Source organism: Leptolyngbya sp. FACHB-36 (genome assembly GCF_014695955.1).
Lineage (GTDB): Bacteria > Cyanobacteriota > Cyanobacteriia > Leptolyngbyales > Leptolyngbyaceae > FACHB-36.
Map to the genome: position 1 here is coordinate 20336 of NZ_JACJPG010000578.1, position 11266 is coordinate 31601.

Annotated in this window: 10 protein-coding genes; 7 read left to right on the forward strand and 3 right to left on the reverse strand. The window is 51.5% G+C overall.

From position 1 onward, the window contains the following. Positions 1-11 precede the first annotated feature (11 nt). The 5 genes from H6F43_RS16790 (at position 12) to H6F43_RS16810 (ending at position 5798) form a co-directional block, all read left to right on the forward strand. Complete coding sequence (locus H6F43_RS16790; protein WP_190343864.1) at positions 12-920, forward strand: glycosyltransferase; 909 nt, start codon at positions 12-14, stop codon at positions 918-920. Then, complete coding sequence (locus H6F43_RS16795) at positions 898-1980, forward strand: glycosyltransferase family 1 protein (RefSeq protein WP_190343865.1); 1083 nt, start codon at positions 898-900, stop codon at positions 1978-1980. Before H6F43_RS16790 ends, H6F43_RS16795 begins: the two co-directional genes overlap by 23 nt. Positions 1981-2127: 147 nt before the next feature. Beyond that, positions 2128-2478 (forward strand): hypothetical protein, encoded by a 351-nt coding sequence (locus H6F43_RS16800; RefSeq protein ID WP_190343866.1) that lies wholly within the window; start codon positions 2128-2130, stop codon positions 2476-2478. Positions 2479-2782: 304 nt separating this feature from the next. Continuing rightward, the gene (locus tag H6F43_RS16805) at positions 2783-3406 is read left to right on the forward strand and encodes a DedA family protein (protein WP_190343867.1); all 624 of its coding nucleotides are present in this window, start codon (positions 2783-2785) and stop codon (positions 3404-3406) included. 757 nt (positions 3407-4163) lie between these two features. Continuing rightward, the gene (locus H6F43_RS16810) at positions 4164-5798 is read left to right on the forward strand and encodes an ABC transporter ATP-binding protein (protein ID WP_347272426.1); all 1635 of its coding nucleotides are present in this window, start codon (positions 4164-4166) and stop codon (positions 5796-5798) included. A gap of 1 nt (position 5799) precedes the next feature. Here H6F43_RS16810 and H6F43_RS16815 read toward each other — a convergent pair whose 3' ends face one another. Together H6F43_RS16815 and H6F43_RS16820 are read right to left on the reverse strand one after the other, a co-directional pair. Then, a complete protein-coding gene (locus tag H6F43_RS16815; protein ID WP_190343876.1) occupies positions 5800-6189 on the reverse strand; it encodes a hypothetical protein in 390 nt (129 codons plus the stop codon). Positions 6190-6589: 400 nt separating this feature from the next. Continuing rightward, a complete protein-coding gene (locus tag H6F43_RS16820) occupies positions 6590-7912 on the reverse strand; it encodes a DNA methyltransferase (RefSeq protein WP_190343869.1) in 1323 nt (440 codons plus the stop codon). Between the two features lie 161 nt (positions 7913-8073). On the opposite strand from H6F43_RS16820, the gene H6F43_RS16825 reads away from it, so the two are divergent. Both H6F43_RS16825 and H6F43_RS16830 read left to right on the forward strand, forming a co-directional pair. Then, positions 8074-8790 (forward strand): ABC transporter ATP-binding protein, encoded by a 717-nt coding sequence (locus H6F43_RS16825; RefSeq protein WP_190343870.1) that lies wholly within the window; start codon positions 8074-8076, stop codon positions 8788-8790. Positions 8791-9009: 219 nt separating this feature from the next. Continuing rightward, positions 9010-9546 (forward strand): phycobiliprotein lyase, encoded by a 537-nt coding sequence (locus H6F43_RS16830; protein ID WP_190343871.1) that lies wholly within the window; start codon positions 9010-9012, stop codon positions 9544-9546. 270 nt (positions 9547-9816) lie between these two features. Here the strand turns inward: H6F43_RS16830 and speY are convergent, their stop codons facing one another. After that, positions 9817-11028 (reverse strand): deoxyhypusine synthase, encoded by a 1212-nt coding sequence (speY, locus tag H6F43_RS16835; RefSeq protein ID WP_190343872.1) that lies wholly within the window; start codon positions 11026-11028, stop codon positions 9817-9819. Positions 11029-11266: the final 238 nt, after the last annotated feature.

Genomic DNA, 11266 nt, shown 5'->3' on the forward strand with positions numbered 1-11266 from the left:
GGACCGTTTGAATGCTGTATCTGATTACAGTGAATTACTACTCAACGGAGTTAATCGTCGAACTGCTTGCGTCGATTCAAGCCTCCACGGAGGCTGTCCCGTGTGCTGTGCAAGCGCGTGCGACGATCGTGCAGCCACCAGCCTACAAAGTTATCGTAGTCAACAACGCCCCAGAGGATAGACAGATCCACAGTTTGGCTGGACAAGCTCTTGTTCTGGATGCCGGAGCAAATGTGGGGTTTGGCTCCGCCTGCAACGTTGCGTTGAACTGGGTCTATGAGCGTGACCCACAGGCGATCGTGTGGCTGATTAATCCCGACGCTCAACTCACCGTGGGAGCGCTAGCCGCTGCTGCAACATTCTTCCACACTCAACCTGAGCGTTCGATCGTCGGCACCGTGGTTCGAGAACCCGATGGCACCCTTTGGTTCGGCGGTGGACGATTTACGCCCGCGACGGGAGAGATTTCTGCGATCAACCTAGTTGCCGATTCCGCGTCGGATTACGCTGCCTGTGACTGGGTGACGGGCTGTAGTTTACTGCTGAACTTACAGCGCTTCTCTGGCTGTCCGCAGTTTGATCCTGCCTACTTTCTCTACTATGAAGATTTCGATTTTTGTCGGCGCTATGCAGTGATGAAGCATTCTGTTGGCGTTACAAATCAAATAACTGTAGTTCACTCGCCTTCGTCGATTACCGATCGCGATCGCCAGTTCAAATTCCGCCACAGCACGTACAGCTATTTGCTGACGCTGGAACGGTATACTACAAAGCTGGTCTTGACGGTGCGGCTACTGCGAATCGTCCTGCGGGCGCTGCTGCTATTAGCAACTCAACCGAAAGTGGCGATCGGAAAATTTGCAGGTGTGTGGATGTATTTCAAACGGACGTTACGCTTTGAGCAGCCCATTTCTAGTTAACCTCTCCTTTCTGTCAAATCAGCCTACGGGGCTGTCTGTTTACGCTGCCAATCTCTTCCCCCACTTAAAAGCTTTGCAGCCGACACTGTTGAGCGCGGCGTTGATCGACGGCTTCAACTGCTATCCGGTTCCGGCGGGAATGACACCCGATCAAGGCAAGTTAGGGCACCTTCGCCGTCTTCTGTGGACGCAGGTGCAGCTTCCCAAAATTTATCAGCAACTCCAATCGAGGCTGTTGTTTTCACCCATTACTGAAGCGCCTCTAAATACGGCTTGCCGCTTTGTGGTAACGGTTCACGACTTTATTGCCCTCCGGTTTCCGGATCGGTTTTCGCCGCTGACTGTCTACCACCGCTACTACATTCCTCAAGTGCTGCAGCAGGCGCAACACATCCTGTGTGTCTCACAAGCAACCGCAGACGATCTAGTTCAATTTTGGGCAATTCCAGCGAGTAAAATCACGCCAATTCCTCTAGCGTACGATGCTAAAGTTTTTCGGTTTCTCGATTTACCGACAAAAAACTTTTTTCTGTACGTGGGTCGCCTTGATCCCTATAAAAACGTGCAGCGGCTGATTTCAGCGTTTGCAGCGCTACCCAGTCGCTGTGACTATGAACTGTGGATCGCCGGACCGCCCGATCGCCGCTACTTGCCCACGCTCGTATCGCAGGTAGAGGATTTAGGCATCACTCCCCACGTCAAATTTCTCAACTACGTGCCCCGTGAGCAGCTGCCTATTCTGATGAATCAGGCGATCGCGCTGGTGTTTCCCAGCCTATGGGAAGGGTTTGGATTGCCAGTGCTAGAAGCAATGGCGTGCGGAGCACCCGTCATTACATCGAACTGCTCCTCGCTACCTGAAGTGGCAGGCGACTCGGCAATTCTGGTTGATCCCTACCGCGTAGAGGCGATCGCAGAAGCAATGCAAACCGTCGCAACCAATGCCACCTTATGGTCCCACTATCGGAGTGCTGGACTTGCAAGAGCAAGCCAAATTAGCTGGACAACGACCGGACAAGCGACTGTACAAGTGCTAAAGCCGTTTCTAGAGTTTGCATAAGCATGTCTAATCAATATTAAGAGTAGCAATGTACCTTCTGGTAGAAGGATTGCGTATTATTCATCCTCTAAAGTTTCCCTGATTACCCTATTCACAAATTTGTTTTGGCACCAGCTTAACGGAGCCAAAGTGCAAGGAGGAATTTTTATGCAACGAATGTTTTCAGCGTTAATGGCTGCTTCCCGTCATATTTTGTTTGTGGGTTTAATTAGTGTTATTAGCTTGACCGGATTGTGGGCGATCGTCCCTCAGCCAGCCTACGCAACAACTACTGCTAGCCAAAAGCCTTCGGAGGAAGCTGTAATTAGCCCGGACGGTGAATCCTATGCAACCCGTGAAGAAGCGTATGAAAAGGCAATTCAAGCCGCCAATGATCCTAAAGGCTTAGAAAAGGAATACGAAAAAGACCTGAAGATTTACAAAGAAGAGAATCCCGACAAAACGAACATTGTTGAAGAAGCAAAAGACGTGATTGAAAAGGTAACGGGTAAAAACTAAGTTTGATTGTCTAGCTACCAGCGTGTTTAACCCGATTGTGTTTTGCCGCCTGCTCAACCCTTGAGTTGCAGGCGGTTTTTGCACGTCGATCGCTCTATTTCGGCAGAAATTTGAACACACTTGAATACGAATTTGTTGTAAAACCCTGCTGCAAGCGGCTGAAACTACCTCAATTTCTGCCAAAATAGGCGAGACAAAACTTCATCAGTTGCAATATCACTAAACGAAACCTGCTTCAAGCGGTTGTGTCTGGCTGATAGCTGTTGGTTGAGCTCCCTCTACACTGCGCAGGAGAATCACTTCGATGGTCGAATGGATTACAAACACCATGCACTCGCTGGGATACGTGGGCATCGGATTGCTGATGTTTCTAGAAAACTTGTTTCCACCGATTCCGTCGGAGTTGATTATGCCTCTAGCAGGCTTTACCGTTGCTCAAGGCAGAATGAATTTTGTCTTGGCAGTGGTGGCAGGAGTGGTGGGAACAGTATTGGGAGCATTGCCCTGGTACTACGCAGGCAAGGTGCTAGGAGAAAAGCGGCTGCGGCAGCTAGCCGACAAATATGGCAAATGGGTAGCCATGTCAGGTAGCGATCTGGACAAAGCCAACGCTTGGTTCAACAAGCACGGAGCAAAGGCTGTGTTCTTCTGCCGACTCGTTCCTGGAGTTCGCACGGTGATCTCGCTTCCTGCAGGCATTAGCGCCATGCCGATCGCTCCCTTCCTGCTGTACTCCACAGCCGGAACAGCGCTGTGGGTGCTGCTGCTGACAGGTTTAGGCTACTTTTTGGGTAACAACTACGCCTTGGTAGATGACTACCTGGGTCCCGTGTCTAAACTGGTATTGATTGGTCTTGTCGCTGGGTTTGTGTTCTGGGTTGTCAAGCGCAAGCGCAAGCTGAAGGCGGCTAAACGGCGTAGCTTGTAGTAACGTCGGGTTAAAAAACCTTGTGACACTCGATCGGCACTAATTTCAAGCTTGTTCGTCTAGAAGCAAGTCGGAGTTTTCTGTCGGGAGATAGCCTGTCGTTTAGGACAGGACCTTTAGCATCTTTAAGGATCGCTAAAGGTTGTGAGTCAAATAACCTGGAATAGTCATCTGGGCTATCTGAGACAGGCAGAATGCCTAGCCCGCTTTATCTACACCTGATTCAGCCCCGAGTTCTGAGTTCTGTCTCCTGATTCTGAACACTTTTATCGGTGCCGTTGTAGGCGATAATGTTGGCTAGGCGGCTGGGCACAAGTTTAGTCGTCTCTTCCGCAAGGAGGACTCATGATTGATCCACAAGAAGCACCTAATTAAAGCCCAAAATTTATGATAAGCATTGAAGGAAAGCGATCATCCTTGCCCGGTTTATGCGAGTGGTTCGGACCTTCACGCTGATTGCCTCAGGCGTTGATACCCTGCGATCGCGTCCATTCATGGTTTACAACCTTGTTGGTAGCTTTATCTGAACTGTTAGGGTTATGTGGTTGGGTGACTTCTTAGCAAAACTGGTTCCTAACATAGACCCGTATTTGCTACTGATTATTGTGGTGTTGTCCCTGGCTCCGTCCATTTTTCATTATCAAGAAAGACATTCAGGCAAACATTGAACGCACGCGATCGTTACTGGCAGCTTCTGGTTTATATCCAGCCGCAAACGCGAACTATCCTTCAAGCCCTGGTCTGTACGCTCGTTTTTATGGCGATCTGGCCCATTTTGGCAAAGATTGCTGGCACCATGTCAGTGCTAATTGCTAAAGGGGATATTCCAGGAATTGCCCAGCTTGCAGGTGTTAGCGCGATCGCATTTCTGGTTCAAAAGATTGCTCAGTATGGGCAAGACTCCTTGATTGCCAAAGCGGCACTAGCGATCACGTTCGATTTGCGTAAGCACGTCTACGCCCACCTTCAGCGTCTTAGCTTGGGCTACTTTGAGAGTGCCCAAAGCGGCGACCTTGCCTACCGCTTGACTGAAGATGTCGATCGCGTTGGGGAAGTAGTCAACAAGATTTTCCACCAGTTTCTGCCTAGCGTGCTGCAACTGATTGTGGTCCTGAGCTACATGGTCTACCTTAACTGGCAGCTTACGCTGGCAGCGCTGATGATTTCCCCTCTGATGGCGCTGTTGATCACCTGGTTTGGGGAGCAGATCAGCAAACTCTCTTTCCGCAGCCAAAGCCGCATTTCTGACTTGTCAGCTCTGCTGGTTGAGGTGTTTAGCGGGATGCGACTTGTACAAGCATTTGCCGCTGAAGACTACACGCTAGAGCGCTTTAGCCAAGAGGCAGAGCGCAACCGTCAAGCGCGATTTCGCACCGAGCAGCTCAAAGCAATTCAGGTTCCCGTAGTCGGCTTTCTGCAATCTCTCTGTCTGCTGCTGCTGCTGCTGCTGGGAGGATGGCAGGTGTCGCAGAGCAACCTGACGGGCGGCGAGTTTGTCAGCTACTTAACAGCGGTCGTAATGCTGATTGACCCGATCTCGCTGGTCACAAGCAACTACAACGAGTTTAAGCAGGGAGAAGCCTCGGTCGATCGCATTTTTGAGCTGCTGGCGATTCATCCAACCGTCATTGAAAAGCCAGATGCGGCAAGCATGCCGCCCGTAACGGGTAAAGTCGAATACCGCCATGTTAGTTTTGCCTACCAAATCTCTCAGCCAGTGCTGAGAGATTTGAGTCTGCTGGTGCTGCCGGGAGAGGCGATCGCCTTAGTTGGTTCGTCGGGAGCCGGTAAGACAACGTTGGCGAATCTTTTGCTGCGCTTTTACGATCCGCAGGCTGGACAAATCCTCATTGATGGCATCGACATTCGTGATGTATCTCTAAGCAGCGTGCGGCGGCAGATTGGCATCGTGCCTCAGGAAACGATTCTGTTTTCTGGCACGATCGCTCAGAACATTGCTTTTGGGCAGGCGCAGCTTGATTTGGAAGCCGTGCAAGCCGCTGCCCGCATCGCCAACGCTCATCAATTCATTATTCAGTTTCCACAGGGCTACCAAACCTGGGTCGGAGAACGGGGCGTGAATTTGTCGGGTGGACAGCGCCAGCGCTTGGCGATCGCTCGTGCCGTCCTGCTGAATCCGCGCATTCTGATTCTGGACGAGGCTACCTCTGCTCTGGACTCAGAATCGGAAGCTCTGGTGCAGGAGGCTTTGGAGCGCCTGATGCAAAACCGAACAGTCTTCATCATCGCCCACCGACTGGCTACGGTTCGCCGTGCCGATCGCATTTTGGTGCTAGAGCAGGGAAGCGTCGTCGAATGCGGCACCCATTCGGAACTGCTGGACCAGGGTGGGCGCTACGCCCGCTTCTATGCCCAACAGTTCCAGAATTGACTCAGCTTCCTAAACTGTTTCCCAAACTGCGCAACTGGCGCAGCGCATTTAAGCAAGCGGGACAATCGCACCCAAATAGCGCAGCGGCTGCATCGCTCTCTTCATCGGTAAACTCCAGCACGTCCGCATCCTCAAGCTGAAGGGGAGCCTGGGCAAGCTTGGATGCCTGGTTCAAATCAATGATCTGCTTAGCGGATGTGCCTGCCGCAGTGACACGCACACAGGTGAATTGTCGCTGGGTAATGGAGACAGCACGATCGCAGTACAGATTGTCAGAGACTCGAACAGGCGCTGTAGTTGCAGATGCCGGAGGCGCAAGCACAGTCAAGTAGCAAAACGCCGATCCCAGCAGAGCGGGACAGGATAGCAGGGTTAGAAACAGTTTTCTCATAGATTCACCGGATAGCGATCGTGGGAATTGGCTTATCGTACTCTATGAACCTGTTTTCACCTCACTTGTTTCGGCATCCGCACATTTTCTTTGAAGATGGCTTGTAAAGAGCTCATATCACGAATAATTTAGCGGTGCTCGTTGGCAAAAGCCCTTCTAATTTTCTCTTCAAAACAACAGTTTTGGAAAAGAAAGAACGGCTTTACAAAGCTAAAGGCTTCAGTAGTCTCCGAATTAGCACCAATAGCAATTCGTTTAGTCGTCAATCGCTCGAGCTGCTATTTATTAGAGCGCCAAAGATTGCTTAAGCTGGAAACGCAGACGATGACGATCGTGCTAAAGGGTAATTCGCTATCCCATTGAGCAATTTTGAGTTTTTTGTCTGAAGCGTGCAGAAAGGCTAACAAAATGGATAAGGCTTGATTGGAAACTTACCAGACCAACGTAGCAATACCACTTCTTCCCGCATCTGCTCTTTGGTGGCTGTCGCAAAACGAGTGCGGAATAAGTCAATGTTCGTCAGTTCGTAGCCCAATCCTTCCGCAATTTCTCCAAGGAGTTCTCCCGTACGGATCATTACTTGAAGATATGATTTTTGGTCGCCTACAACATAAGCAAGTTGAGCTCCGGGACGGAGGCTATGCCGCAAATCTGCTAGATGCTTTGCCATGCCGCCAAAGTACAGCTTGACCGCACGATGATACAGACGCTCGAACCCACTCGTTTTTTCAAGCGCAATCCGTCGCGCTTCAATTTCGTCCGCGATTCGCTGAATTTCTGGATGGCGGGATACCCAAACATCATCCGCATCTGCTTTAAATACATTGCGCGTGTTGGAGCGCATTAATCCCTCTTTGAACGCCCTCAGTTCCGCTTTGTTGCGAACAAAACCAAGCAGCACCGATTCCAATCGCGTTGTCCGCGTGTAGTCTTTTTCGTTGGGATAAGGCGGCGAGGTGATTACGGCGTCGATCGACGCAGGCTCCAGCACTTGCAGAATTTGGCGAGCATCTCCGTGATGGACGATCGCAGGCGTCTCAGATTGCAACCGAAGCAACCGCAAATCCTCTACAACGGTACGAACCTGTTGGAGCCAAGCGTCTAGCACAGGTGCATCGAGCTTTGCCTTGGTCACGCCCACCTCTGGACCAAAGCGGACATTGCCAATCGAAGTTACTAATGCTTTCGCTACGGCTAAGCGCAAATGGGGGATCACGATCGGATCTGCGTATTGCTGAATTTGCTCCAGCAGCACCAAGGTTTTGTGCAGCGGCAGGGGGCTGATGGAACTGGTTTTATCTTTTGCATGCTTCAGCAGAATCGCATCACTTTCGGGGGCAAGCGTGCGAAGCGTGTCGCCTTCCCGATTCAAACTGGTTTCGGTCTGTTGAGCAATTTGCTCAGCAGCGGCTAGCAAACTGTCCGGGTTAATCGCCCAATTTGTCTTGACCGAACCCGCAAACCACGCCATCGGATTGGCTTCCACTCCAGCACTGTCAATGCCTAGTTTCTTGCACTCCACGACTGTCGTACCCGTGCCACAGAACGGATCGAGCACTCGCTGTCCGGCTTGAATGCCAAATTTCTCTAGATAGTCCTGAATCAGATGTGGTGGAAACGAGAGCACAAAGCGATACCAATCGTGAACCGCACGATCGTCCACTCGCACTCGATTGATCTCAGGATGATGACGATCGAGTTCTAAATCAGTAGCACTTATCATTAGTTTCCAGTGTTTACCACCACATCTAGCGTTTTACAGGAGCATTAACGTTTTAGCAACCGTATATGTGCATTCTGCTATATCTGCAGCTAGTACAAATAGTCTACAAGAATTTGGCGCAAGATTTTTGATATAAAGCTATCACCCCCCTTCAAACCGCCATGCCCGACCTTCCCCTGCTCGAACTTCAGCGCCTCAGCGTAAATTATGCTGGCATTCAGGCGTTGCAGGCGATCGACCTCGTAATCTACCCAGGCGAAGTCGTGACGCTAATTGGGGCAAATGGGGCAGGCAAAAGCACAACGCTGCGAGCAATCTCGCGCGTTGTGAGCCTCCGGGATGGGCAAATTTTCTATGAAGGGAAGAACATTTCGCGGCAGCGTCCTCATGACGTCGTGAAGCTGGGCATTGCTCACAGTCCTGAAGGGCGGAGAATTCTGGCGCGACAGACTGTGTTGGACAATCTGGAACTGGGAGCGTACACCCGCGCTGATCGCCTCGGTATCAAATCTGACATTGAGCAACAGTTTCTCGCTTTTCCTCGACTGGCAGAGCGCAAACACCAGCAGGCAGGCACCCTCAGCGGCGGCGAACAGCAGATGTTAGCAATCGCGCGCGCGCTAATGAGCCGTCCCAAGCTGCTGCTGCTGGATGAGCCAAGTTTGGGGTTAGCTCCCACGATCGTCCGGGAAATCTTCGCGATTATTCAGCGCCTCCGCACCACAGGCGTGACAATTTTGCTAGTCGAGCAAAACGCCAACCTGGCGCTACAGTCTGCCGATCGCGGGTATGTGCTAGAAGCAGGATGCATTACCCTGTCGGGACCTGCAGCGCAGTTGCTAAACGACGATCGCGTGCGGCAGGCATATCTGGGATAGAAAAATTGTCTTTTCCTACACACCGCCGTTTAGTCGGACTTTGCACAATAAAGGGCAATCTTAACGATGCCGTTAGCGTTCGGGGTGAGTTAACAAACTAACCGCGGGTAGACGACGGATCAGTAAGAACCTGTTATATTAAGAACCGTAACGATTCACTGGACTAGCTTGACTATTTCACGAATCTAACGTCGCTACTTCACGTAAGGATTGAGTTCTGTGACTTCTCTACTTCAGCTTACGCAAGCAACCCAAGAACCACAAATCGTCAAATTCTTTCAGCAGTCGGAGGGCACTTGGCGATCGGAGCGTCGCTACTACACGCTTCCCGATGGTGAAACGAAGGAAGTCGTCAGCATAATTACGGTTCGGTTTTTGCCACAGGGATGTCCGGAGCTAATCCGCTTGGCGCAGATGCACGAGCTTGAAGATGAAACTGCGATGATCTGCGGTAGTGAAGTCACATGGGATGGCAAAAATTCTGCCTCTGGACGGCGAGAGTCACGCGGTTCAACGCTGTTTGGCGCGTTGGGAACAACGCTGTATCGCGATCGGGGCTACGCTACGCTAAAGCCCATTACTGCCCAGTTCTATTTCCCCACTTCCCAAACGCTTTGCCTCCGCACAGAGTACGATGGCTCGGTGTTTGAGGAAGAACTGAAGCTGATCGGGCAGCAGTACCGCACTCGCCAAACGATTATTTCGCGGGCAGGGGAACAGCAGATGATCGGTCAATACCTGGAGAAGCGCATTTGATCGTTAAGCGATCCTGATCTGCATGGGCGGCAGCCTATGGTAATTCATTGCGACCTTAAGCCGAGCGATATTCTACTTAGCAGTCGGTCTAAAAACTCGATCGGTCAGGTCTATCTATCAGAAAGTCATTTGCTTGAGTAATTGGAGCTATTGTGGCAATGCAGCGCACCTCCAGTACAAAGCGCAATTCTGCAAATCAAATTCCTTACAGAAATCGCTCCTCACCATTCTGGCAAGGAGCGATCGCAGCATCAACGGAACCTGTCGAGGTTAGTGGTTGCCGTTGCGGTGTCCATTCCGAATTGGGGTACCGCAGGGATAAGTTGCCACAAGTTCCCGTTCTGGCGTAACCACTGGAATTGGTGTAGAAACAACATGCGCCGGGTTCTCTTTAGCAGCGAGGTAGTCTGCCTGAAGCTTCGCCAGCATCTGTTCGCGTCGATCGTACAGTCGCTTCAGCGGGCGAGGAGCACACTGATTCGTCACGTAGGCGGTGAGAATTGGCAGGGCGATCGTGCTATCGGTGTAGCAGACGATCGTGCTGGGCAGTTCGTCTGGGTCTACTTTGCCCCAGCTTACCGCTTCACTGGGGGTCGCGCCAGAGAGTCCACCCGTGTCAGGACGGGCATCCGTGACTTGGATAAAGTAGTCGTGCCCACGCTCTTCTAGACCGAGAACTTCGTGCAGTTGCGGCTGGGTTTGCAGCAAGAAGTTCTTGGGACTACCACCGCCAATGATCAGCGCCGCGCTCTTACCTTCGACTCCTTCAACGCCGCTCTCGCGAGCAGCGTAGGCGATCGCTGCCGTTTCGTTCACGTCCAGCGATGGATCGATGACGAGCTTGTAGCCCTCTAGCGAAAGTGCCGCCACGTTCATGCCGATCGAGCTATCGCCCGGAGAGGAGGTGTAGATAGGGACACCACACTCATACGCGGTCGCCAACAAACTGGAATTCTTGACGCCAATCTGCCGCTCTACTTCATACACGTACTTGCCCAGCAGGTGATGAAACTCCGCGGTGCTCATGCGCTTTTGGAACGGTTCCGCTTTGAGGATTTCGCGGATAAACGCATCAGTTTCTAACAGGACATCGTAGCCAAACACGATGTCATAGATGCGAATGCGTCCTTCGTCGCGCAGTTTCACATCGTCTACAAACGGATTGCTGGCGTAGAGATCAAGCCCCAACCCGTAGTGCATATCGTGATACAAGTTGGCTCCAGTGCTGATAATCCAATCGACAAATCCGTTGCGAACCAACGGAGCCAGCACTGAAACGCCAAAGCCCGCAGGCGTCATAGCACCCGACAAACTCAACCCGACCGTCACGCCGTGCTGAAGCACTTCCCGGCTCAGCAGATGGCAGATTTCTCGTAGGCGAGCAGAGTTGTAAGCGGTGAAGTAGCCGTCGATCAGATCAACAACGCTGATCTCAGCGGGCATGGGGGCGGGTGCGATTTTATGGCTAAGCAGTTTGGACATGAATGAACTCCAACACAAATAAACGGCATAAAGACATGGAGAAAATGAGCAACAGAACCGCAGGAGATTGAGCATCACGATCGAGGCATTACAGCCGCATCGTGATGTCGCAGCAGCCCACTCAACACCTACGTCCGGATGGAAAGGTGCGATCAGGTAAAGCTGCAAGGGCTGTCAAAAACAAGCAACCCGCGGTTAGGGACGCAAGACCAATGGCGTCGAAGCGTCAACTCAAAGC

Excerpts from the sequence above, each read along its gene's own strand:
- H6F43_RS16790 (WP_190343864.1), top strand. The coding sequence starts at position 12 with ATGCTGTATCTGATTACAGTGAATTACTACTCAACGGAGTTAATCGTC.
- H6F43_RS16800 (WP_190343866.1), top strand. The coding sequence starts at position 2,128 with ATGCAACGAATGTTTTCAGCGTTAATGGCTGCTTCCCGTCATATTTTG.
- H6F43_RS16805 (WP_190343867.1), top strand. The coding sequence starts at position 2,783 with ATGGTCGAATGGATTACAAACACCATGCACTCGCTGGGATACGTGGGC.
- H6F43_RS16810 (WP_347272426.1), top strand. The coding sequence starts at position 4,164 with ATGGCGATCTGGCCCATTTTGGCAAAGATTGCTGGCACCATGTCAGTG.
- H6F43_RS16815 (WP_190343876.1), bottom strand. The coding sequence starts at position 6,189 with ATGAGAAAACTGTTTCTAACCCTGCTATCCTGTCCCGCTCTGCTGGGA.
- H6F43_RS16820 (WP_190343869.1), bottom strand. The coding sequence starts at position 7,912 with ATGATAAGTGCTACTGATTTAGAACTCGATCGTCATCATCCTGAGATC.
- H6F43_RS16825 (WP_190343870.1), top strand. The coding sequence starts at position 8,074 with ATGCCCGACCTTCCCCTGCTCGAACTTCAGCGCCTCAGCGTAAATTAT.
- speY (WP_190343872.1), bottom strand. The coding sequence starts at position 11,028 with ATGTCCAAACTGCTTAGCCATAAAATCGCACCCGCCCCCATGCCCGCT.